Source organism: Ruegeria sp. CDSC042, from assembly GCF_059610745.1.
On sequence record NZ_JBXWOF010000003.1, the window covers coordinates 257,889 to 281,052 of the forward strand.

The window sequence follows — 23,164 nt, forward strand, 5'->3', positions numbered from 1 at the left end:
CCGCAGTCAGATTCTTTCTGGTTCGGGCACCCTTACCCAAACCTTCTGACCCAGCACCAATTTTCAGAACGGCTTCCAAGCCTTTAGCCAAAATTTGACCCGGACGCAGCAGGCTCATTTTTCGTATTTCATGCTTTAGCGCAGAAAAACGGGGTTGACTCAAATCGCACTCCATATTTAGTTCGGTAACAGAACGAATAAATGGAATCGACGTGGCAACGCAGACGAAAATCTCTCGACGAATGTCTCAAAGTGCGGTCGTTCAGGCGATTGCGACCTATGGGCCCATTTCGCGCGCCAGCGTGTCGAAGCTGACCGGTCTTTCGAAACAGACAATCTCGGAAATTGTCGGAAACCTAGAAAGCGATGGCTGGGTGCGGACAGTCGGTCAGACCGAGGGGCATGTCGGACGCCGCGCCGTGGTATATGAAATCGCTCCGGATGCGGCAACGGTCGCCAGCGTCGATCTGGGTGGAACAAAGATCAGGGTCGCACTATGCGATCTGACCGGTCGCGTTCTGGCCGAACGCGTAGAGCCGACAGAACAAAGCGGCGGCAGACAAGTAGTCGATCAGGTTGCCCGTATGGTTCGCGCAACCGCAGACGATCCCCAATGCCCGTCAGGCGAATTGAAAATAGCTGTCGTCGGTGTCCCAGGCGTGCCGGACAGCAAGAGCGGCGCGGTCCTGATGGCGCCTAACATAACCGGGCTGGATCAGATTGATCTTGCTGGCACTTTGAACGAACGGCTTGGGATAGAAATCCTTGTCGAAAATGACGTCAACCTTGCCGCTCTGGGTGAGCATTGGATGGATCATCGAAGCGACCAGGATGATCTGGTCTTCGTTTCCGTCGGAACCGGAATTGGTGCCGGAATCGTCGTCGGAGGTGTTTTGCTGCGTGGCGCATCTGGTGCAGCTGGCGAAATAGGTTTTCTTCCCATTGGTGCCGATCCGATTGCAAAGGAAAGCCATACTATTGGCGCACTGGAACGCGTAACCGCCACCGATGCAATCATTGGCGAATACAGGATGCTTACGGGCAAAACTTGCTCAGTTCCTGCGATCTTTGAGGCTGCCAACAACGGCGACAAAGCAGCCGAGCAAACGCTGGACAATGTCGCTTATCAGATCGCGCGGGCTTCGGCGTCGATTGTAGCGGTCCTTGATCCGTCCCTTATCGTGATGGGGGGCTCTATCGGCGCGCGTGACGAGTTGATGCACCGGATCAGACGCTTTGCCGCCCAGTGCTACCCCCGTGAAATAGAGATCCAGCCCTCAAAGCTGGGTCCGCATGCTGCCCTTGCCGGAGGTGTGTCTATAGCCCTGTCGCACCTACATATTTCTCTTTTCGCCGAGGGTCAGAAAGGTGCCGAGATCAACGTACCACCTCCAGCGCTCGATACCTTCAAGGCAAGTATGTCATGACCGCTAAGGCTCTTTCAGAACGCTTGCGTCAAGAACAGGATGCTGATGCAGACCTAACTCTGTTGCGCAATGCCCTGTCCATCGAAAGCGTGACGGGCAATGAAACACGTTTTGCGCGTTTTCTGGACCAGCAACTTATGGCCCTGGGCCTGAATACCGGACGGGGCTGTTTCGCGGGTGAACGCGAAAATGTCTGGGGAATTGCTTCTGTGGAGGGACCCAACCTCATGATTTTGGGCCATACGGATACTGTGCATGTCCGGGGCTGGGAGGAATATTGGGAAGACGATGCACGCAAAAATCCATTCGGCGCGACCGAAAAGGACGGGCACATCTGGTCACGTGGGGCAAGCGACCTCAAGGGTGGGATTTGCGCTGCGATTGCCGGGTATCGCCTGCTGCAAAAACTTGGCGTTATGCCTTCAGCCAGTCTGACCTTTGCCTTCATCGGTGACGAAGAAAGCGGTGAACCTGACAGCGGCGTTAGCGCCGGGGCGAAAGATCTGGTTGGACGTATCAAGTCCGACGAAATCCCCCGTCCTGATTTCGCGATCTATGTCGAGCCAACGAGTTTGGACATTTATTCCGCCCAGATCGGGTTCTTTATCGCCGAGATCACGATAACTGGAAAAACAGCATATTTCGGCCGACCCGAATTGGGGGTCGATGCATTGAAAGCAACGCATACGCTTCTGTCGAAAATCTGGGATCATGAAAAAGAACTGAACGCGGGCCCGCGTCATGACCTTGTCGGTGCCTCTTCTGTTCTGGTGACGCATATCAATGGCGGCGGGTTTATCGCAGTGCCCGGAGAATGCAGGCTCTCACTGATCCGGAAACTTAGACCTGGCGAAATGCTTGATGATGCAGTGGCAGCATTGGAAACAGCGCTTGGCCTGGATCGCCTACCTACAGGTATAGAGGTGTGCATCGACTACCCAGCCGGTCGTGATCATCCCAAGGGCGGCTCACCAGTTGAAAACGACCCCGATACTGAGGCGGTTCGCCTGTTGCAAAACTGTGTACAGCAAACTTTGTCCCGAAAAGTAGAAATCGGCGGCGCGCCCTACTGGTCTGAGATGCCATTTTTAACAGAACAGATCGGCTGTCCAACCGTTTACTGCGCACCGGGTGATATCGCCGTGGCGCATACTTTTGAAGAACGAATTGAGGTCGAAGAATACCTCGCCGCCGTCCGGGCCTTTGCGCTTTTCATAGCGCAGTTCGGTGCGTCGGACACGCTCGTAATGCATCCAACCTGAGGAGGACAAACATGTCACTTGTTAGAAGCACATTTGCCGCTACCGCGATGTTCGCGCTGGCGGGCAGCTTATACGCCGAAACCATCGGTCCAGCGGGGGAAAGTGCCACCCCTTCATCAATGGTTGTTGTCGCTGATGATGATGTCGAAAAGGTGAAAGAGGCTGGATATTCAGCTGCTTTGCTGTGGCATGACCAATCCGACTTTGTGAATGCGGTAACAGCAGGTGCCAGCGATGAATTTGCGCGTCTGGGGATCGAGGTCGTTGCCGTGACAAGCGCAGGATTTGATGCTGCAAAACAACGTAGCGATATCGAGACGGTCATGGCCAAATCGCCCAATATCATTCTGTCGCTTCCTCTGGACCCGGTGACCTCTGCCGCAGCATTTGCAGAGGCAAAAGAGGCCGGAGTTGCCCTAAGTTTCCTCTCGAACCTGCCGGCCGGCTACAAGCACCCGGACGACTATGCGGCAATCGTGACGGATGATCTGTTTCAGATGGGCAAACAAGCGGCGGATGCGCTTGCGGCTGCCATGGGCAATGAAGGAACAGTTGGATGGATTTATCACGACGCAGATTATTATGTGACCAATCAGCGCGACAACGCTTTCAAGACCACGATTGAGAACGACTATCCGAACATCACAATCGTTGCAGAACAAGGCATTTCTGATCCTGCGCGCGCCGAAGAGATTGCCAATGCTATGCTGCTGAAAAACCCAGACCTGGGTGGAATCTACGTAACCTGGGCTGGTCCGGCAGAGGGTATTCTTGCAGCGCTGCGGACGAACGGAAACACCTCGACCAAGATCGTGACATTGGATCTGTCAGAGCCGATTGCCCTTGATATGGTTCAGGGTGGGAATGTCGCGGCGATTGTTGCCGATGAAGCCTATGAACTGGGGCGTGCAATGGCCGCCAGTGCCGTGCTCGACCTGCTGGGCGAGGACGTACCATCCTTTGTTGTAGCCCCTGCATTGACAGTGACAGCGGACAACGTTGCCGATGGATGGCAAAACTCGCTGAATATTGATGCACCAGCCAGTCTGACATCGAAGTAGAGACCTGATGGGCAGGTCGCCTCTGACGACCTGCCGCAACCGGATATTCCCAGAGGCATCCATGGAACAGGCTTTTCAACGTATGCGCGACTTGGATCTACAGCGCTGCGTCATTTATTTCGGCTTTCTTGCGATCTTTCTGTTTTTTGGGATCACTCTCTACGATGACGGGTTTCTGACCAGTCGGAATCTGACAAATATCGTCCTTCAGACAGCCCCAGCCACGATCATGGCCATCGGATTGGTCTTTGCCCTGTCAGCGGGAGAGATCGACCTGAGTTTTGGCTCTGTCGTTGCAGTTGCAGCCCTCTCGGCAGCTGTTGCGATGCAGAACGGCCCAATGATCCTGGGTGTCGCAGCGGGGCTTGGCGCAGGCATTCTGATCGGCGCGTTCAATGGTGCATTGGTGGCCTATCTGCGGTTGCCATCATTTCTGGTGACCTTGGCCACCATGGGTTTATTTGCCGGAATTGCGCGTTCGATGACCGATCTGCGATCCATTCCTGTCGTTAACGGGACTTTCACCGGGGTCTTCGGCTCGGGCAAGCTGTTTGGTGTACCTTCACTTGTCATCTGGACCGTGATTGCAGTGCTGATTGGCCATGTCATCTACCGACACACACGTTTTGGCGCACACGTTCTGGCCGTTGGAGACAATGCCCGCGCAGCCCAAGTCTCTGGCATCAGGGTTCCCCGTATCCGGCTGATGGTTCTAACCTTGTGCGGTGCAACCGCTGGGCTGGCTGGTTTGCTCTATGCCGGGCGTATTCAAGCCGCCAAATATACAATGGGCGAAAGCGATCTGATGACGGTCATTGCCGCTGTCATCGTAGGTGGCACTGCGCTTAATGGCGGCAAGGGATCCATAATAGGTGCGCTTTTGGGCTCGCTCATGATGGGAATGCTGAATAACGGGCTGATCCTGATGGGGCTTCAGGTCTCGGACCAGATGATCGTACGCGGGCTGATCATACTGATCGCCGTAGCAATTTCACTCCGCGAAATCCGCCGATAGACACCGGAGCAACCCAATGTTTCTTGATCTTCTCATACGCCGCAACCCCAAGTTCATCGAGGCCGCCATGGCCTTGCATCAACAAGGGAAGATCCCCGCAAACGCCTATGTGCTTGACTTGGATGCCGTCGAACGCAACGCGCGCCTTTTCTCTGATGTGGCCCGTGGGCATGGCCTTGCAACTTTTGCCATGACCAAACAGGTGGGCCGCCATTCCGGCTTTTGTCAGGCGGTCATGCGCGGTGGCATCAGCCGGTCCGTCGCCGTGGATATGGCCTGCGCCTTGGCATGTGACCGCGCTGGCTTAAGGACAGGTCATTTGGGTCACCTTGTACAGGTGCCCCGCCAAGAAGCTCTCTTCGCCGCAGCCAAACTACGCCCGGACTATTGGACGGTATTCTCGGACAACAAGGCAAAAGAGGCGGCAGACGCCTCTGCTCGGGCCGAGAGAGAACAGGCACTGATGGCGCGCATCCAGACTGAAGGGGATACGTTTTATCGTGGCCACGAGGGGGGATTTGACGCGAATGATATCCTGGCGGTGGCTGACCGTTTGGATGCGCTGCAGGGCGGGCGCTTTGCAGGCATTACGACCTTTCCCGCCCTGCTTTTCGACCAGGATGACCGCAAGGTTGTGCCGACCCCAAACCTCCACACGCTCAACATGGCTGCAGAAGCTCTGGCGCGTGCTGGGCGTACGGAGGTCGAAATCAATGCCCCCGGAACGACATCTTCAGCTGTTCTTCCGGCATTAGCCGAAGCCGGGGCCACGCAGGTTGAACCGGGCAATGGCCTACATGGCACGACGCCTCTCCATGCGGTAGAAGACCTTCCTGAGGATCCCGCCGTACTTTACCTTTCCGAGGTCTCGCACCATCACGGCGGGAAAGCCTATTGCTTTGGCGGCGGGCTCTATATCGATCCGGTTTTCCCGAAATACCAGGTTCGGGCGCTGGTCAGCAGCAGCCCGACAATCAGCCGGTCAGCCCTGCGAAATGTCGAAATTCCTGATTATTCCGCAATAGATTACTACGCCATGATCGACAGCGACAGTGATCAAAACCCCGCACCAGGCGACACGGTTGTCTTCGGTTTCCGTGGGCAGGCCTTTGTGACCCGCGCTTTGGTTGCCGGGATAAAAGGCGTAGACAGCGGAATGCCAGAGCTTACCTCAATCGAAAACGGCTTTGGCGACCACGTCAGCTGGCCGGGAGCATTTGCGCAATGACTCCGGTTCTTTCCCTCAAGCAAATCCACAAATCTTTTGGCGGAGTGGTCGCGATCCAGAATTTTTCACTGGACCTCTACCCCGGTGAAATCGTGGCTCTGGTCGGTGATAATGGCGCGGGTAAATCCACGCTCGTCAAGATCATCTCTGGCGTGCATCGACCAACCAGCGGCGAGATCGCGCTTGACGGCGAAGAAGTCGGTTTTTCGGATGCAAGCGCGGCTCGATCACATGGTATTGAGGTGGTCTATCAGGACCTCGCATTGGCTGACGAACAGCCGGTTTATATGAACATGTTTCTGGGCCGCGAACTGACGCGCAAACCCTTTGGACTGCTGGATAAAGCACGCATGCGTGCCGAAACCCAAAGCCTTGTTGATCAGCTTGACGTGCGCATCCCCTCTGAGCGCGCAGCCATACGTGATTTGAGCGGAGGCCAAAGACAGGGCATTGCTATCGCGCGAGCAACCCATTGGGCCAGCAAATTGATCCTTCTGGATGAACCCACTGCAGCACTTGGCGTTGCAGAGACTGCAAAGGTTGAGGACCTCGTCGCGTCACTTAAGGATCGCAATCTGGCAATCTTGATCATCAGCCATTCCCTGGATCAGGTTTTTCGTCTTGCCGACCGCATCTGCGTTTTACGCCGGGGTGAACAGATAGGTGTCAGAACAACTGCCGAGACCGACAAGAACGAAATTGTCGCCATGATCACCGGTGTTCATAGTTGATGGCGCAAAGCGCAGCCGTGTCCCCATCTTTATAAAGGGGCCCTTTGGCTCGATCGGATATGACACCTATCGCTGCCCGATGATTTCGAAAGTATAATCTCGTCTCACCCCTGCCGGAGGTGGCGGGAAGGGTGCAGCCGCTTTCACCTGGGCAAGGGCGATCTGATCCAACCGCTTTGATCCCGAACTGCGTACTATTCCAACCGTCTGCAATGTCCCGTTCTCAGCTATTCGAAAGGCCACCAACGCGGCACCTCGAATATTGGCGCTCTTACTCCGGGCGCGGATAATCTTGCGTTTAATCTGTCCGGCATAGTTGCTGGCGTCAGCATTGCCGGATGCGGTCAGCGCTGACGTGGATGTAGCAACATTTGCCGCGCCTTTCGTGGTTTTCCCGGTGGCGTCACCTTTTTTCCCCGATTGTTTCGCGTTGCCATGCGCGGTGGCAGTTTGATTGCTTGCCTGTTTCTTCGGTTCCGGCGGCTTGGCATCCTCGGTCGGCGACACCGAAGCAGCATCACCCTGTCTGTTCGTTGTTTCAGCGTCCTGAGGCCTGAGAGGGCTTGGCGCAACAGCGGTCGCGGCCGTAGCGCTGCTCACAACCGGGCTGAGAGTTTGCGGCGACGTTGTGCGCTGCTGCTTGACAGGGCGGGCCTTGGGTTGCAACCGATGAGGTGCTGCCGGTTTCTTGCGCGTGCTGGCCGGTGCTGGTGCATTTGTTCCGGCGACGAAGTCCTTGAATACAGATCCCAGCGCGGCGGCCCTCTCCTCTCCGCCACCTTCGACCTGCACCTGTTCGGCGGTCGAATAATCCAAAAGCGCAAGGCCATGTGTCGCTACGGCCAATGCGACAGAAATCAGAACCACCGCGCGGGATTTGGTTATCACCGTAATCCCCTTTCGGTCACGACATAAACCTGACTTGCACCCAACCCGCGCAAGTCATCGCTGATCTGTTTGAGCGCAACCGCAGGCAAGGATCGATCCGGCACGATCCGAACCGCATCAAAGGGCAGATCAACAGCCGCCCGCTCTACATAGGCCGCAGCATTGGTCAGCTCTGCCCCGCGATATTCAAGTGTGCCATCCGCACGGATAACCAATGCATCAGGCGGCTCGCGTCCCTCCAGATCCATCGTTTCGACAAGCTGAACCGATCCGTTGAGCGGCGGCGTAAGGGTGCCTGCGATCATGAAGAATATAAGCATCAGGAACACGACATTGATCAGCGCGATGGTTGGCTCTCGGCTTTGTCTGGGCTTCGATTTCAACTGCATCAGCCCAAAACCTGAGTGCGCAAGTTTTCGACAGGTGCCAGCACGATGAGCAGATCAATCAGCTGCTGAGAGGTTGCTTTTGGTCCGAGGCTGATGAGCGCGATTTGGGAATTGGCGTCGAGCAGCATTGGGGCGACCTGCGCCAATGGTACAGGCGCACCATCGACCAGAATTCGGTCTGCATCCAGTTTAATAAACCGGATGGCTTGTTCTGGCTCCGCGCCGCCGACGGAGGCCGTCGAAAACTGAATCTCGGAAAATTTTGAGAATGTGGATGTCAGCATGAAAAACAACAGCAGCAAAAAGATGACATCTATAAGCGAAGTCATTGACAGGCGTTTGCGCCGCTTTCTTTGCACATTAAGCGCCATGTACCAGCGCCGTAATTGGCGCCCCTGCCGTTTGCTCGGTCTCCTCGGCATGGCCGGGGGCAAATATTGTTCTGAGCGCACGGTTGGCAAAGACGCGTTCCCGGTTCACGCGGGCCTCAAACCAGGTCAGGATCAGTGACGTCGGCATGGCTACAGCCAGCCCCGCTGCTGTTGTCATCAGCGCCACCCAGATGCCCCCAGCCAGCAACGATGGGTCAACAGCGTTGCCTGCCCCCTGCAGGGTCTGGAAGGCTTCGATCATGCCCAGCACTGTGCCGAACAATCCAAGCAGGGGCGCAAGTTGCGAGACGATGTCCAGCACGTTGAGACCCTGTTCCAGTTTTGCAAATCGCGTCTCAGCCTCGGCATCGACCCGTTCGGACAAGGTGCGATCATTCCCGGACAATGCCATTGCGATCACCGGCGCCAGGTAACTACGGCTTTTGTTCAGGTATATTCTGGCGGCCGTGGGGTCTTCTCGGTCCCATGCGTCGATCGCCCTTGACAATTCGACGTGTCGGCCGACTCCCGCCGCTTTGTATTGCCAGATTTTGTAAAAGACCAAGGCGAGGGTCGCGATTGAGGCTGCAATCAGGATCGCCACCACCGGGCCCCCTAATTGCAGGATTTCCATCAGTTTTTGCAGCATTTCGGACATAGCTTTATCCAATCATCTCAGTTTCAAGGCGGCTTTTTAGACTGAGGCCATTCATGCAGGCATCTTTGTTACCGCTCTGGGTCATGCATTCCTGCACGCCGTTGAACAGAATCCGGCTGATCTGGTCACAGGCCATGTCGGTGAATTGAAACTGCCTGACCCGTGGGCGGCCTGCGGGCAGTTCTTCGAAATCCAGCAGGGTAATTAACGCGACCGCACCGTTTTTGCCAAACAGGACGGTTTCATAGACCGCACCGTTGATGTCGACCTCATGCATATTTTCGGCGACAAAGCTGAGCAGACAGTTTTGCCCCCTTGCTTCGGCAGAGCTGAGTTCGATTGATACGCCGCCAGTCTTGGGCACGTCTTCTGCGCTGGCGATCCCTGCCCCCAAGACTGAGAGCAGGGTCGACAGGACAGCGCTGGCTTTGTTTGCTGCCGCACTTCGCATAACGGGTCCTTTCCTTGGGATCAGAAGGTTTTGGCCAGGCCGAGCTTGAAGGTCCGGCCCGTCGAATTGCGGGTCGACAGGTTCGGGCGGTAGTCCTTATCAAGGATGTTCTCGATACCGGCGCGCAGCTCAAAGCCTTCAAACATACCCTCTTGCGGCATGTAGGTCGCACGCAGAGAGTTTACTCCGTATCCCGCGGTCGCGTCCCCGCTCGAGTCCGTTCCGGCCCGGGCACCGAAGATTTCCCAGCTGACGTCCAACGTCTGACCGAACCGCTTGCCCAATGTCAGGCGCGCGGAATCCGACGGCTCATTCCGCCAACGCGAGTCATCGCCGGTGGCGCTGGTTTCCGTACCCGTCACGATGTTCGAGTTGAAATCGACGTAGAACCCACCCGCATTGGCATAAGAGGCTTCGATCTCGGCGCCTTTTGTTTCCACTTCGGACAGGGGTTGAGACGGGGTGCCAGAGACGTAGGAGGTGATATCCCACAGGGTCGTTTGATAGAAATTGACCTTGGCGCGGATCACGTCGCCCTCGGCAAACACGTCACCGCGATCATAGGAAAAACCAGCTTCCCACGTGCGGGATCTCTCGGGTTGCGTCATGTAAAGCGGCGTGCCCAGATCATCGATGATCGGCAGGCTTTCCGTGTAGGCCGCACCACCAAAGATCGCGAAACCGCTGTTGAACGCGTACCGCGCCGACAACCCGCCCATAAGCGCGTTGTTGTCATAGCTTTCGTTGAACGGGGCCGCGGCGTCATCATCACCGTCGATGTCCTGCGTCTCATATCGCACCGCGGGGGTAATCGTCAGATTGTCACCGATCTGCACATCGTCCACAGCAAACAGGGCAAATCGACGGTCGGTTCCACCCGGCGCCGATGCCGCGTCCAACCGTTCGCGGTTGATGAATTCAATCCCTGCCCGCAGATCATGCGAGGCGATGCCGGTCTGGAAATACGACGTGTTCTTGATCGTCAGCTTTGTCGTTTCATAGTTATGCGTGGCATCAGTCAGAGCCTGAATTCCAGGGAAGAATGGCGTGCCCTCAAGGCTGGAAGACCCGGAAACATAGCTGCTTTCGATCGCCTGCTCAGAATAGCTGAGGTTCACATCCAGATCGACCAGATCATTTCCAACGGGTTGATATTGATACCGCAGGATTCCGATCTTTGTTTCGATATCACGGTCTACATTACCAAAGGCATCCGACGTGGTGCCAAACGAGTCATAAGGGACGTCGCGCTCTTCAGATGTGGACTGGTTGTAGGATGCGGTGAACGAATGTTCGAGATCGTTGCCGAAGCTGTATTTGCCCTTAGCCAGAAGCGACGGCAGCGTGAACGCGCTGTTGCCGATCGTATTGCCGTTTCCATCCTCCTGATCGTCCTGATCGCGATAGGTGTAGTTGAACAGAAATTCCGTTTGGGTATTCGGCTGCCAAGCCAGGATAGAGGACGAGGCAAATCCGTTACCGTTGGAATACCCTTCAAAGGTTTGACGGAAACGGAAACCCGGCTCTCCACCGGTGAAATCTGACGCGTCCTTGGTTTCCAGCTGAACGACACCGCCAACAACCCCGGACCCATATTCGAAAGACCCGACAGTGCCCCGAATGACCGAGACGCTTTTGTAAAGCTGCGGGTCAGTAAAAAGCTGGTTGCCGATCCGATACAGCTCTTCCGCGCCCGTTGTGGCGCCATCGACCAGGATCAGAACCTTCTGGTCGGTTCCGAACGTGCCGTTTGCACCATAGCCGCGAATATTGATGCCCGATCCCTGAGGGGTCGAGCCGTTCACCAGGCTTACCCCCGGAACCGAGTCGATCAGCTCTGCAACCGTATTGGCCTGCCGGTCGTTGATCTCTTCCTGATCAATATTTGTGACCGGCACGGCAGTGTCTGTCTGAATCTCTCGTTTGCTTTCCCCAAGTATCAGGGTGCCCAGGAAACCGTCATTCTGTTCTTGCGCCCTAGCGCCAGCCGCAATCATGCTGAGGCACGAAGCCGTTCCCAGCAAAGCTATCTTCCGTATTTGCACACGCATCTCTGTCCCTTCGAAACAGTAGGAGGACCTGAAATGCTTGCGCCATGCTGGCTTTGGTCAGTCTGTTTTATTGTTTTTTGGAGCCGCCTTTTTTTGGCGACTTGTGCTCGTTAATAAAGGTTACTAAAACAGTCAACAATAAATCGCAGTCGCATCGCCGACTCTCGCCAGCGGGCACCCGAACAATTCGGCTGCCGGGCCAGCACCTCTGAAAATCAACTCGAAGATGGGAAAACCCATGACGGAACAGGTGCCTAACACCCCGGCTCAAATTCGTGCAGCCTATGCGCAAAACAGCGGCAAACGTGACCGCGATCTGGCAGAATCGATTGGACTTACCGAAGGCCAGTTGGTCGCTGCCTTCGCTGGGCTGGACGTAACGCGGCTGTCGGCTAGCCTTGATGACATTTTCCCAATGCTCAACGGGTTGGGAGAGGTCATGGCGTTGACGCGCAATATCTCCTGCGTGATCGAAAAGGTCGGACAATACGACAATTACCATTCGGGCGCGCATGCCTCGATGGTTCTGACGGATGAGATTGATTTGCGCATGTTTCCCAGCCACTGGGTCCATGCCTTTGCGATCGAACGCAAAACCGACAGCGGTGTGAAACGCTCGCTTCAGGTCTTTGATGCCGCAGGCGATGCGGTGCACAAGATATTCCTGCGCGAAGGATCGGATCTGGACCATTGGGATAAGCTTGTCAGCGCCCTTGCGTCTGAGGACCAATCGCAAACTCTTGATTTAGAACCGCGCCGACCGACCGAAGCGCCCAAGGCCAACCCCGAAAAGACGGAAATCCTACGTGCGGAATGGGCCAAGATGACGGACACCCACCAGTTCATGCGCTTGACCTCAAAGCTCAAGATGAACCGATTGGGGGCCTATCGCATCGCCGGCCAACCGCTCGTCAGGGAACTGACGCCGTCGGTAATATCACCAATGTTCGAACAGGTGTGCGACAAGGAAATTGAGGTGATGATCTTTGTTGGCAATCGTGGATGTATCGAAATTCACGGTGGCCTTATCGGAACGATCAAGCAGATGGGACCCTGGTTCAATGTGCTTGACCCGCGTTTCAATCTGCATCTGAGGACGGACCATATTGCAGAGGTCTGGGCTGTCACCAAACCGACTCAGCGCGGCCCCGCCGTCTCGGTCGAGGCGTTCGATGCAGAAGGTGGGCTGATCTTCCAGATATTTGGTCAGCGCACCGGCGATACCGACCATCGCCCAATCTGGAATGAGTTAGTTGCCGCACTTGAACCCCAACCCGAGGCCGCGCTGACATGAACAGGATGCGAGTGATCTGGCCTGCCTTGGCTATGCTGCTAAGTACACAGGTCGCGCAGGCTGCGGACGACGAACCAAAGCGGATCATCGCGATCGGCAGTTCCATCACTGAAATCGTCTACGCTCTGGGTCAGCAAGACAGGCTTGTTGGTCGCGACCGAACATCAACCTACCCGACAGAAGCGATGAACCTGCCCGATATCGGATACCGACGCGCGCTGTCGCCCGAAGGCGTTTTGTCGGTAGAACCAGACTTGGTCCTGGCGCTTGAAGGTTCAGGACCACCAGAGGCGATTGCGGTTCTGCAGGAAGCGGGCGTGCAATACGTCACGATCAAGGATGGGTTCTCTCTGGAAGGCGTGGTCGAAAAAATCCAAACCGTTGGGGCCGTGCTGGGAGCTGACGTTGCTGCCGAGGGATTGGCAGCGCAAACCATACGCCAGATCAATCAGGCGGAATTGGCGGCTAGTAGTGCCGCAGGATCCAACCCGAAACGGGTTCTGTTTGTTCTGTCGGTGCAGGATAACCGGATCACAGTGGGAGGTGTGGATACCCAAGCAGACAGCATCATTCGATTGGCTGGCGGTGTAAATGCCGCCGCCAAAGTGTCAGGTTACAAGCCAATGACGCCCGAAGCGCTGGTGTCGGCTGCGCCTGATGTCATCCTTATGATGGATCGGCGGGGTGATAATAATACCGAGGATGCCGCGCTCTTTTCACTGCCCGCAGTCAAGCTGACCCCGGCGGGCCAGAACAAGATGCTGATCCGCATGCAGGGTGCATATCTTCTTGGGTTTGGCCCTAGAACCGCCAGTGCCATTTCTGATCTGTCAGCAGCCCTGCAGGATGAAGGTGGCTCATGACGCTGACGTTGGATCATATGAGCGCCGAGGCACCTGGGTACAATCGGCGAGCAACCGCACGGCGGGTTACTTTGGCCTTACTAGTATTGCTTGGCCTGACCAGCGCCGCAAGCATTTCAGTCGGTGCTTCGGATGCGTCGTTAAACATGGCGGTGATCGACCTAATCAATGGGCGGTCCCTGTCTGACCTGAATCGGATTGTCCTTTGGGACATACGCTTGCCCCGGCTTGCAATGGGGATAATGGTCGGTGCCGCACTGGCTGTTTCAGGGGTGGTCATGCAAGGGCTTTTCCGAAACCCGTTGGCGGACCCCGGAATTGTCGGCGTCAGCGCGGGCGCAGGTCTGGGCGCAATTTCAGCCATCATCCTTGGCAGCCACTTGCCAGTGTCGGTTTTGGTCTGGACAGGAAACGGGTTAGTGGCCATTGCTGCTTTTCTTGGTGGCTGGGCGTCTGTTCTGATCCTATACCGTGTCTCGACCAGCGGCGGGCAGACATCGGTCGCAACCATGCTACTGGCCGGCATTGCATTAGGTGCCTTATCCGGCGCTGCATCGGGTGTTCTGGTCTACATGGCCGATGATCAGCAATTACGCGACCTGACGTTCTGGGGAATGGGATCGTTAGCTGGGGCAACCTGGACCAAAATCGCCTCGGCTGCGCCAATCATTTTGGTTGCCCTTGCAAGCACACAATTTCTGGCTCGCGCGCTTAACGGTCTGGCGATGGGAGAGGCGGTGGCCCATCACATGGGCATCCCGGTTCAGCGCAGCAAGAACATCGCCATTCTTGCAGTTTCCGGCGCAACAGGGGCCGCTGTTGCCGTGTCCGGCGGCATCGGATTCATCGGAATTGTGGTCCCCCATTTGCTACGTCTGGCAACGGGGCCGGACCACCACAGGCTTTTGATGAATTCCGCCCTGCTGGGTGCCAGTCTGCTGCTTTGCGCCGACATGATCAGCCGGGTCGTGGTGGCCCCGGCGGAACTGCCAATCGGGATCGTCACGGCAATTCTCGGCGCACCGGTCTTTCTTTGGATCCTCCTGCGCCGCCACGGCATTATGGGAATGTAAATCATGCAAGGTAAGAACATCTGCGTCAGCCTGGGCCGAAAGGACATCTTGCACGACGTGAATTTCAAGGCCGATCCCGGTCAGGTCACCGCAATCATCGGGCCCAACGGATCGGGCAAGTCGACCTTACTAAAGGCATTGGCCGGAGAGATTGCCTCGACCGGAACCATCACCCTGAATGGCCACGACATCTCAGAGTTAAAGCCCTGGCAACTGGCCGCAAAACGGGGTGTGCTGCCACAATCGACCAGCGTGGCCTTTCCTTTCAAAGTGCACGAGATTGTCAGACTGGGGCTGGCAAACGGGTTGGCCGCACAAGATGACAGTTCGGTCACTACCGCCCTGGCACATGTCGACCTAGCCGGGTTCGAGCAGAGGTCTTACCAGACCCTGTCCGGGGGTGAACAGCAGCGCGTACAGTTAGCCCGTGTTATGACGCAGGTCTGGCAGGCACAACGGGCCGATCATCCCAGCTGGCTTTTACTGGACGAACCGGTTGCCAGCCTGGATATCGCGCATCAATTTACGGTCCTTGGTATCGCAAGCGATTTTGCCGCCCAAGGTGGAGGTGTGGTGGTGGTGATGCACGATCTGAACCTCACCGCGCTATTTGCAGACTGTGTTTACGTGATGTCACAGGGCACTGTCTGGGGCTCTGGCACACCTTCAAATATCCTCACCGATGACCTTATGCAGCAAGTTTACGGCATCAACCTACCGATCGGCATGGTGCCGACCGGCCCGCTTCCTTTTGTACTGCCTCAGGCAATGCGTAAATGCATTGAGGCTTGATGTTGTGCAAACAGATACGTTGCCTCAGACAGCGCGGGTCAATCCTCCGTCAACGCGCAAGTTTTGACCCGTCATATAGCCACCGCCTTCAGACGCCAGCCATGAGACAAGCGAAGAGACCTCCGCAGCATGACCGTAACGTCCCATCGGAATCCGAGCTTTGCGGTCTTCTGTTTCGGGCAAGCTGTCGATGAAACCTGGCAGGATGTTATTCATGCGAATATTCTCTGCGGCATATTTATCGGAATAGAGTTTGGCAAAGGCGGCCAATCCTGCCCGGAAGACGCCTGATGTTGGAAACAGCGGATCGGGCTCGAACGCCGCGAAAGTAGAGATGTTGATAATCACCCCCCTGCCCTGTTGCTGCATCAAGGGTGTCACCAGCCGTGTTGGGCGGATCACATTCATCAGATAGACCTCCATCCCCTGATGCCAGTCATCGTCACCGATCTCTAATACGGGCCCTTTCGGGCCATGACCGGCGGAATTGACCAAGACATCGACGCGGCCCCAACGCTCCGTCGCGCCCGTGACCAAAGCAGTCAGATCGTCACCACTGAGGTTAGAACCAGTGACGCCAAAACCACCCAGCTCGGCGCCGAGTGCTTCGCCTTTACCCGAAGAAGAGAGGATCCCGACTTTGAAGCCATCTTTGGCAAGCCGGCGTGCCGCGTCAGCCCCCATGCCACTCCCGCCCGCGGTAATCAAAGCTACTTTTTCTACTGCCATCTGACGATTCCCCTTATGTATTCTGCGAAAATATCCTGTTTCGATGGGTCGTTCGATTGAGATTTGATGTTTCATTACAGTAGAAATACTATTGTCTCATGGCTGATCTTCCTCCCCTCAACGGTTTACGGGCTTTCGAAGTCGCTGGGCGCCGCCTCAGTTTCCGCGCCGCTGCCGATGAGTTGGGCGTAACACAAGGGGCGGTGGCGCAGCAGGTGCGACTGCTGGAAGCTCACCTAGAAGTCACATTGTTCGAAAGGGTGCCCAAAGGATTGGAGTTCACCTCGGTTGGCCGTAGCTATCACGCACGTATATCGGTTGCCTTTGCGAGCCTTAGATCAGCAACCGCCGAGCTAAAGCCGGAACCGGACAAGGTTATAATAAGCGTCACCCCGACTTTTGCTGCCAGATGGTTGATCCCGAATCTGCCGGACTTTGCTGAGAGCCATCCGGAAATCGACTTGCGGATCATGGCCACTGAAAAAGTCTCCAGCTTTCACAGCGACGGGATCGACCTTGCCGTCCGGCAGGGATCGCCGCCGTTTGGCGCCGCGCTTCGGGCGGCGCTTATTTTCAGACAAGAGGTGATTGCCGTCGCCGCACCCGAATTTATCAGCGACGGATTCAATTCGTTAACACCAGATGACCTTGCACGCCTGCCCAAAATTCATGACACGCATGACCTTTGGCCGCGATACCTTGCAGACCTAGGGGTTCGTGACAAATCGCAACGCGGCCTTCGATTAAGCCAGACAGCGCTTGCAGTTGACGCTGCGATCGCGCGGCAGGGTGTGGCCCTTGTCAGCCGTTTCATGGTTTCCCGAGATCTTGAGGCAGGACGCCTGGTAGAGGTTGGTGCGGCAAGAGACATCGGTGGTAGCGATTTTTACCTCCTCATAGAGCGTTCGGCCGCAAACCAACACGCGGTGATGCAAGTCGTAAACTGGCTAAAATCGCGGTCGGCGAAAGAAACGTGATCGGCTTTCGATTCCTGCAAAGCGCACGCATGCGCGTCTGAAATGAAGGGCTGCTTAGGTTTCCCAACGCTTCCCAATTCAGGGTCTTAGTGCTCTCGAACCTGCGGGCAAACACCTCGAGCCGCTGGCGTAGTCGAACACAGCATCCGGGGCAAAATAGTTCGTAACGGCATCCGGATCGTGTGCGTTAGAGGCATTACCGACGGCATTCACATTTGTTCAGTTGCTTCAGGTCAGTTTCGTCCGACCAACCTGAGCAAGTGCACTGGACAACTCTTCGCTGAGGATATTCCACAGTCTATGCAAACCTTCTTCGCCGGCCGCGGCGATGGCAAATTGCAATACGCGGCCAAAGAACACGTAATTTGCACTCTGATCGAGGGCTTTCAGAACATCTTCGCCAGATCGTAAGCCACTGTCGTAAAATAGCGGAAAATCCGCACCAACGCTGTCTCGTATCCGGCCCAGCGCGTGAACGGCAGCGGGTGCGCTTTCAAGTTGCCGTGCGCCATGATTTGACACTTGAATGGCGTCAACGCCTTCGGATTTCAGCTGCAGCGCATCCTCGGCGTTGGTCACGCCTTTTACTACCAGGTTGCCTTGCCACAAATCGCGCAGAGCCTTCAATGTTGTCCAAGTCGCCCTCGCGCGGCTTTCGGTGCGGTCGAACTCAAAGCCCGGCATCTCGAAATTTGCCATCTGCGGACGACCTGCGGCAAGTGACATAAGCGACCATTGCGGGTGCAGGGCAAAGTCCAGAAATTGGCGGGGTCCGATACGGAATGGCATGGTAAAACCATGGCGCAACTCACGCGGTCGGCGACCAACCTCGGGCACGTCGACGGTGACGATCAGGGTTTCGTATCCGGCATCTTGCGCACGCTTTGCCAGTTTGAACGACCCCGTCCCGTCTCCGCTGAAATAAAGCTGGAACCACGCGTGCCCTTCGGCAACCTCGATCATTTTTTCCAGCGGGGTTGAGGCCACGGTCGAGACCCCCAAAGGCACGGATTCGCGTGCGGCCAACCGCGCTAGCATCAGATCGGCACCAGGTCTGGACAGGTTGCACATCCCCATCGGCGCAATGCCAAAGGGCCGCTTGGCAATCTTGCCAAACAGCGGCATGTCCAAAGACCGATGGCTGACATCTTTCAGTATCCGGGGTTCAAGGCAAATGTCATCCAGAGCAGCGCGGTTACGCGCAGCCCCTGTTTCTGACCCTGCGGCCCCATCGATATAGTCAAACACCATCCAAGGCAGACGTGCCTTGGCCAAACGCCGCGCATCCTCACTGGAATGAATTCGCGCGGCGCGGTTCATCAACCAGCCACCGCTTTCATAAAGCGATCCTTGATGATCACCGGGTCCATTGTAATGACTGGCATCTTGGCATTTCCGCTGTCGCATTTCACGATCATGACCGTGCCGACCTGTGCGTCCATCGCCTCTTGCAGTGCTTTGCCGGTATCAACATCCTGTACTTCAACGACATTGTCACATCCGGCCGCACGCGCCATGCCCGCCAGATCGGTTTTGCGCCCTGTATAGGTCGGCTGATCACCGGTTGATCCATATGATCCGTTGTCGATGACCATCAGGATGAAATTCGGGGGCATATTGTTCCCAATGGTTGGCAAGGTGCCCAGATTGGTCAACACCGACCCGTCCCCATCGATAGAGATCACGGTTTTTGGCTGAGCCAGCGCCAGACCCAAGCCGATTGACGAAGCGAGGCCCATCGTGCCGAGCATGTAGAAATTCGTTGGTTGATCGTCGATGGCATGCAGTTCTTGGCTGGGGATGCCAATGTTGCAGACCACTAGTTGATCACGAAGTTGAGGTGCAATTTCCTTGAGGATTTCAGAACGGATCATTGGTCGCCATAGCCTCCCCAGAAATTGGCATCGGTCAGGATTGCCACGGGTTTGTTGCACATAAAGGTATACTTCAGGATCATATCCAGCTCTTCCACATCCTTCTGGTGATGGAAGTGGTAGGTGGGGATATTCATCTGCGCCAGCAGCGCCTTGGTATGCACCGCCATTTCCACCTGACACGCCACAGGTTCGCGGAGCTCTCCGCGGTAGCTGATCAACATCGGCAGAGGCATCCGGTAATACTGGATCAACGTCGCAAGAGTGTTGATCGTCACCCCAATGGCTGTGTTCTGCATGATGATCGCAGGGCGTTTTCCACCCATCCACGCACCGGCACATAGGCCCATGCCCTCGTCTTCCTTGTTCGACGGAATATGGAAGATATCCGGGTGTTGGTCGATTTCTTCGATAACGCCCGCAAGCTGTTTGCAGGGCACCGTCGTCACGAATGAGATATCATTCGCGACAAGATCGTCGGTGATCTTCTTGTCTATGTTCATGTTCCAGAAGAGCCTTTCTTGAAAGAGGTGGAGGGCGTCCTCAAGAGGACGCGCGATGCACATGGACGGCACAGCCTGCGTGCCGCACGACGCGGGCAGCTGTGGAGCCAAGGAAATAGTCTCTGAGGCCGGGCTTGTGGGATCCAATCACGATGCAGTCGATGCCATGCGCCTCGGAATAGTCAATGATAGTGCGGGCCGAATGTCCCTTTACAATCACCGGCATGACACCGGGATGTCCAGACAATTTACCCTCAAGATCAGCGCGCGCTTTTTCAAACCCGGCGGCAACCGTTTCTTCGTCCAGATAGGCACTGACCGAGCCTTGGGGCGCCTCATGGACGTGAAGGGCGAATATCTGGGCATCCTTCGCGCTCAGCGCTTTGGCGATCTCGAGCGTATGGATCGACACGCCATGGTCCAGCGCCATCGGGACGAGGATTTTATGATACATGCTGTGTCTCCATTTGGTTGGTGATCATAGGGGTCAGGCCCACGGGTCGAGGATGATCTTGGGGGCCGCAACCGCGCCCGAGCGTAGATCGGCAAACGCCTGCGGTCCATCATCAAGGCTGCGATGTTCCGCCCAATCCAGCGGGCCAAGCGCGCCATCGAAAAGTGCCGCACAGGTATCCCGGAAGTCCTGCGGCGTGTAGGTATAGGTTCCGATGAACGTCACCTCTTGCAAGGTCATCCGCCGGATATCGAGGCCGCCTGTATCTTCACCCAGACCGATGTGAACGATGACACCCCCGGGTTCAGCCATGGCAGAGGCTGCGGCGCGTGTTGCCGCGTATCCGACGGCGTCGACCACGATGCCATACTGCCCTGCCCCCGCGGGTACAGATTTCACTAAGCATTGATCTTCCAGGAATGTGCGTCGCTTGTCGCTGGGTTCCGCAACAGTTACGTCATCGACCCCTTGTGCCTTGAGGGCAAGGGCCGCAGCAAGACCAATGGCCCCGCCCCCCAGCACAAGCGCCGTGCGGCTGGCAGCCGGATCAAGCGCCGTCAGCCCCAACCGTATGGAATGCCAACTGACGGCCAGAGGTTCGGCGAGTGCTGCCTTTTGCAACGGAACATGGTCCGGCACCACAATGAGATTGCTGTCTTGCATCGCCACATATTGGGCAAAAGCCCCTTCGCGCGGCGGCATAGAGATGATCATACGGTCAGGGCACAGGTTATCGCGGCCCGTCTGACACGCGGGACAAGTGCCACAGCTGACCAGTGGGTTGATCGTGACCCGTTCGCCGTCACGCGCGCCGCCCTCAATCACACCTGCAGCCTCATGGCCCAGGATGAGGGGCGCAGGACGCCTGTCGTCATGGCCGAGGTAGGCGTGCATGTCCGACCCGCAGATGCCCGAGGCCTCGATACGAACCAACGACTGGCCCTGACCGACGGTCGGGTTGGGGACTTCGCGCACACCAAGCGTTTCGACACCTTCATAAACCAACGCTTTCATTTTGCCGTGAACCCTCCGTCGACCATCAGGGTTTGGCCGGTCACGTAACCGGACGCGTCCGAGCAGAGAAACAGCATGGGGCCATCCATGTCTTCCAACCGGCCATTGCGCCCGATGCAGGTCTGGGCGGCATTGCGCGTGGCCCGGGTCGGGTCGGCAAAGACGGCCTCGGTTAGTTCGGTCGGGAAAAATCCGGGTCCGATCGCATTGGCTGTGATGCCAAATGCAGACCACGCCTCGGCCATTGCGCGGGTCAGTTGCGCGATGCCCGCTTTGGTCGTGCCATAGGCGATGCCACCGGGAAACGCGCGCGTGGTTTGGAGCGACGCAAAATTCACGATCCGCCCCCACCCCTTGGCCTTCATCGCGGGCACCAGCGCCTGGCTCAGGAAAAACGGGGCCGAGATGTTCAGTGCCACGGTCTGATCCCAGCCTTCTGGTGTCACCTCATCCGCCGTCTGACGGGTGTTAATGCCCGCGGCGTGCACAACAATGTCCGGCGCGCCAAACGGTGCGCCGACCGCCTGTACCAAGTCAGTGAGCGCATCACGGTCGGCAACATCGGCCACAACGTAATCGACATCTTCGCCGACCTCGTCTTGCAAGCCCTGCAGCGCGTCTTCGCGCCGCGCTACGCCCACCACGCGAGCTCCGGCGCTTGTCAGTGCGATGACCGCACGCCGCCCGAGGCCGGAACTGGCCCCAGTTACACAGGCCACACGGCCAGTCAGGTCAAACAGTGATCTTGGATCAGCCATTTGCGGTCAGGTCGAACGCTTCATCCGGGAAATATTTGGCCAGACGAACATCCGCAGCACGGGCGTGCCCCTCCATCCCTTCTAGGCGGGAAATGCGCGCGGTAGCTTCGGCAACCTGCTTGGCACCCTCGCGTGTGGCGCGCTGCCAAGTGACGATCTTCATGTATTTATGGACCGACAAACCGCCGGTATAATTCGCGGCCCCTGACGTTGGCAGCACATGATTGGTGCCCGTTGCCTTGTCGCCATAGGAAACGGTTGTCTCTTCCCCAAGGAACAACGAGCCGTAACATGTGAGCCGCTCAAGCCACCAATCCAGATCTTCGGCCTGCACTGTCAGGTGTTCGGGTGCGTAATCATCGGAGCAAACTGCCATTTCTTCGCGATCTGAGCAAACGATCACTTCGGCATAGTCACGCCAAGCGGCAAAGGCGTTGTCGCGGTTCACCTCGGGCAGATCATCAATCAGGGCAGGCACAAGCTCCATCACCTTTTCGGCCAACACCCGGTCATCTGTGACCAGCCAAACAGGCGAGTTGTAGCCATGTTCGGCCTGACTTACCAAATCCGTTGCCACGATATGCGGATCAGCTGTTGCATCTGCAAGGATCAAACTGTCCGTTGGGCCCGCGATCATGTCGATCCCGACACGGCCAAAAAGAATGCGCTTGGCTTCGGCAACAAACTGATTGCCGGGGCCCACGAGGATGTTGGCCTTGGGCAGGCCAAACAGTCCGAACGTCATTGCAGCCACACCCTGAACGCCACCAAGTGCCATAATCTTGTCCGCACCACATAGGTTCGCGGCATAAATGATGGCCGGGGCAACTCCTACACCGGGACGGGGTGGCGAACAGGCGGTAATGTGGCGACAACCTGCAACTTTGGCCGTTGTCACAGTCATGATGGCCGAAGCAATGTGGCTATAGCGACCGCCGGGCACATAACAGCCCGCCGCATCAACAGGGATAGCCTTTTGCCCTGCAATCATGCCCGGTACGATTTCAACCTCGACATCGGATACTGTGGCCTTTTGCGCCTCGGCAAACCGTTTGACGTTGTCATGCGCAAACCGGATGTCCGCTTTCAGCCTCTCCGGCACAAGCGCTCCTGCCGCCTCGATTTCTTCGGCGGTCAACAGGACATTGCCCTCGTACCGATCGAACTTGGCGGCGTATTCCATAGCCTTTGCATCTCCGCCTGCCTCAATATCAGCCAGAATTGTCCTGACCGTCTCGTGGACTTCGGAAGCATCCGATTTAGCGGTTAGGGTCGCTTTTTTCAGGTATTCACGTTTCATC

25 protein-coding genes are annotated in these 23,164 nt (G+C 56.6%); 11 read left to right on the forward strand and 14 right to left on the reverse strand.

Annotation, left to right across the window (positions count from 1 at the left end):
- Positions 1–242: 242 nt before the first annotated feature.
- The 6 genes from AC2FHX_RS08960 (at position 243) to AC2FHX_RS08985 (ending at position 6,724) form a co-directional block, all read left to right on the forward strand.
- Entirely contained in the window at positions 243–1,427 is a 1,185-nt protein-coding gene (locus AC2FHX_RS08960) for an ROK family transcriptional regulator (protein WP_496701268.1), read from the forward strand.
- Entirely contained in the window at positions 1,424–2,689 is a 1,266-nt protein-coding gene (locus AC2FHX_RS08965; protein ID WP_496701270.1) for a M20 family metallopeptidase, read from the forward strand. Before AC2FHX_RS08960 ends, AC2FHX_RS08965 begins: the two co-directional genes overlap by 4 nt.
- 11 nt (positions 2,690–2,700) lie before the next feature.
- Entirely contained in the window at positions 2,701–3,750 is a 1,050-nt protein-coding gene (locus AC2FHX_RS08970) for a substrate-binding domain-containing protein (protein WP_281973186.1), read from the forward strand.
- A 61-nt stretch (positions 3,751–3,811) separates the two neighbouring features.
- Positions 3,812–4,765 (forward strand): ABC transporter permease, encoded by a 954-nt coding sequence (locus AC2FHX_RS08975; protein ID WP_282022025.1) that lies wholly within the window; start codon positions 3,812–3,814, stop codon positions 4,763–4,765.
- Positions 4,766–4,781: 16 nt separating this feature from the next.
- Complete coding sequence (locus tag AC2FHX_RS08980) at positions 4,782–5,993, forward strand: alanine racemase (protein WP_496701272.1); 1,212 nt, start codon at positions 4,782–4,784, stop codon at positions 5,991–5,993.
- Positions 5,990–6,724 carry an ATP-binding cassette domain-containing protein gene (locus AC2FHX_RS08985; protein ID WP_496692973.1) on the forward strand — a complete coding sequence of 245 codons (735 nt, stop codon included), beginning with the start codon at positions 5,990–5,992 and terminating at the stop codon, positions 6,722–6,724. Before AC2FHX_RS08980 ends, AC2FHX_RS08985 begins: the two co-directional genes overlap by 4 nt.
- Positions 6,725–6,790: 66 nt before the next feature.
- Here the strand turns inward: AC2FHX_RS08985 and AC2FHX_RS08990 are convergent, their stop codons facing one another.
- The 6 genes from AC2FHX_RS08990 to AC2FHX_RS09015 are packed head-to-tail and all read right to left on the reverse strand — an operon-like array spanning position 6,791 to position 11,532.
- Positions 6,791–7,612 (reverse strand): energy transducer TonB, encoded by an 822-nt coding sequence (locus AC2FHX_RS08990; protein ID WP_496701274.1) that lies wholly within the window; start codon positions 7,610–7,612, stop codon positions 6,791–6,793.
- Positions 7,609–8,001 carry an ExbD/TolR family protein gene (locus AC2FHX_RS08995; protein WP_496701276.1) on the reverse strand — a complete coding sequence of 131 codons (393 nt, stop codon included), beginning with the start codon at positions 7,999–8,001 and terminating at the stop codon, positions 7,609–7,611. Before AC2FHX_RS08995 ends, AC2FHX_RS08990 begins: the two co-directional genes overlap by 4 nt.
- Positions 8,001–8,372, reverse strand: coding sequence for a biopolymer transporter ExbD (locus tag AC2FHX_RS09000; RefSeq protein ID WP_496701278.1), 372 nt, complete (start codon positions 8,370–8,372; stop codon positions 8,001–8,003). The genes AC2FHX_RS08995 and AC2FHX_RS09000 overlap by 1 nt, the downstream gene beginning before the upstream one ends.
- Positions 8,362–9,030, reverse strand: a complete 669-nt coding sequence (locus tag AC2FHX_RS09005; protein WP_496701280.1) for a MotA/TolQ/ExbB proton channel family protein — start codon at positions 9,028–9,030, stop codon at positions 8,362–8,364. The genes AC2FHX_RS09000 and AC2FHX_RS09005 overlap by 11 nt, the downstream gene beginning before the upstream one ends.
- A 4-nt stretch (positions 9,031–9,034) precedes the next feature.
- On the reverse strand, positions 9,035–9,481 hold the full coding sequence (locus tag AC2FHX_RS09010; RefSeq protein ID WP_496690031.1) for a hypothetical protein: 447 nt from the start codon (positions 9,479–9,481) through the stop codon (positions 9,035–9,037).
- A 20-nt stretch (positions 9,482–9,501) separates the two neighbouring features.
- Positions 9,502–11,532 (reverse strand): TonB-dependent receptor domain-containing protein, encoded by a 2,031-nt coding sequence (locus AC2FHX_RS09015; RefSeq protein ID WP_496701282.1) that lies wholly within the window; start codon positions 11,530–11,532, stop codon positions 9,502–9,504.
- Positions 11,533–11,770: 238 nt separating this feature from the next.
- On the opposite strand from AC2FHX_RS09015, the gene AC2FHX_RS09020 reads away from it, so the two are divergent.
- The 4 genes from AC2FHX_RS09020 to AC2FHX_RS09035 are packed head-to-tail and all read left to right on the forward strand — an operon-like array spanning position 11,771 to position 15,554.
- Complete coding sequence (locus AC2FHX_RS09020) at positions 11,771–12,826, forward strand: hemin-degrading factor (protein WP_496701459.1); 1,056 nt, start codon at positions 11,771–11,773, stop codon at positions 12,824–12,826.
- 32 nt (positions 12,827–12,858) lie between these two features.
- The gene (locus AC2FHX_RS09025) at positions 12,859–13,689 is read left to right on the forward strand and encodes a heme/hemin ABC transporter substrate-binding protein (RefSeq protein WP_496701284.1); all 831 of its coding nucleotides are present in this window, start codon (positions 12,859–12,861) and stop codon (positions 13,687–13,689) included.
- Positions 13,686–14,762: a FecCD family ABC transporter permease gene (locus tag AC2FHX_RS09030; protein ID WP_496701285.1), complete on the forward strand. Its 1,077-nt coding sequence runs from the start codon at positions 13,686–13,688 to the stop codon at positions 14,760–14,762. Before AC2FHX_RS09025 ends, AC2FHX_RS09030 begins: the two co-directional genes overlap by 4 nt.
- 3 nt (positions 14,763–14,765) lie before the next feature.
- Positions 14,766–15,554 (forward strand): heme ABC transporter ATP-binding protein, encoded by a 789-nt coding sequence (locus tag AC2FHX_RS09035; protein WP_496701287.1) that lies wholly within the window; start codon positions 14,766–14,768, stop codon positions 15,552–15,554.
- Positions 15,555–15,578: 24 nt separating this feature from the next.
- Here the strand turns inward: AC2FHX_RS09035 and AC2FHX_RS09040 are convergent, their stop codons facing one another.
- Positions 15,579–16,283 (reverse strand): SDR family oxidoreductase, encoded by a 705-nt coding sequence (locus AC2FHX_RS09040; protein ID WP_142637939.1) that lies wholly within the window; start codon positions 16,281–16,283, stop codon positions 15,579–15,581.
- A gap of 98 nt (positions 16,284–16,381) precedes the next feature.
- Here AC2FHX_RS09040 and AC2FHX_RS09045 point away from each other — a divergent pair, with 98 nt between their 5' ends.
- Positions 16,382–17,260 carry a LysR substrate-binding domain-containing protein gene (locus AC2FHX_RS09045; RefSeq protein ID WP_496701289.1) on the forward strand — a complete coding sequence of 293 codons (879 nt, stop codon included), beginning with the start codon at positions 16,382–16,384 and terminating at the stop codon, positions 17,258–17,260.
- A gap of 228 nt (positions 17,261–17,488) precedes the next feature.
- On the opposite strand, the gene AC2FHX_RS09050 is transcribed toward AC2FHX_RS09045, so the two are convergent.
- Genes AC2FHX_RS09050 through hisD form a run of 7 tightly spaced genes read right to left on the reverse strand, consistent with a single transcriptional unit; the run spans position 17,489 to position 23,163 of the window.
- Complete coding sequence (locus tag AC2FHX_RS09050; protein WP_496701291.1) at positions 17,489–18,580, reverse strand: alpha-hydroxy acid oxidase; 1,092 nt, start codon at positions 18,578–18,580, stop codon at positions 17,489–17,491.
- The gene (gene comE, locus AC2FHX_RS09055; RefSeq protein ID WP_496701293.1) at positions 18,580–19,134 is read right to left on the reverse strand and encodes a sulfopyruvate decarboxylase subunit beta; all 555 of its coding nucleotides are present in this window, start codon (positions 19,132–19,134) and stop codon (positions 18,580–18,582) included. Before comE ends, AC2FHX_RS09050 begins: the two co-directional genes overlap by 1 nt.
- Positions 19,131–19,637 (reverse strand): sulfopyruvate decarboxylase subunit alpha, encoded by a 507-nt coding sequence (gene comD, locus AC2FHX_RS09060; RefSeq protein WP_142637714.1) that lies wholly within the window; start codon positions 19,635–19,637, stop codon positions 19,131–19,133. The genes comE and comD overlap by 4 nt, the downstream gene beginning before the upstream one ends.
- A 40-nt stretch (positions 19,638–19,677) precedes the next feature.
- Entirely contained in the window at positions 19,678–20,091 is a 414-nt protein-coding gene (locus tag AC2FHX_RS09065) for a universal stress protein (RefSeq protein WP_496701295.1), read from the reverse strand.
- A gap of 33 nt (positions 20,092–20,124) precedes the next feature.
- The gene (locus tag AC2FHX_RS09070) at positions 20,125–21,105 is read right to left on the reverse strand and encodes a zinc-dependent alcohol dehydrogenase (RefSeq protein WP_496701297.1); all 981 of its coding nucleotides are present in this window, start codon (positions 21,103–21,105) and stop codon (positions 20,125–20,127) included.
- On the reverse strand, positions 21,102–21,863 hold the full coding sequence (locus AC2FHX_RS09075; protein WP_496701298.1) for an SDR family NAD(P)-dependent oxidoreductase: 762 nt from the start codon (positions 21,861–21,863) through the stop codon (positions 21,102–21,104). Before AC2FHX_RS09075 ends, AC2FHX_RS09070 begins: the two co-directional genes overlap by 4 nt.
- Positions 21,856–23,163 carry a histidinol dehydrogenase gene (gene hisD / locus AC2FHX_RS09080; protein WP_282027724.1) on the reverse strand — a complete coding sequence of 436 codons (1,308 nt, stop codon included), beginning with the start codon at positions 23,161–23,163 and terminating at the stop codon, positions 21,856–21,858. Before hisD ends, AC2FHX_RS09075 begins: the two co-directional genes overlap by 8 nt.
- Between the last annotated feature and the right edge of the window lies 1 nt (position 23,164).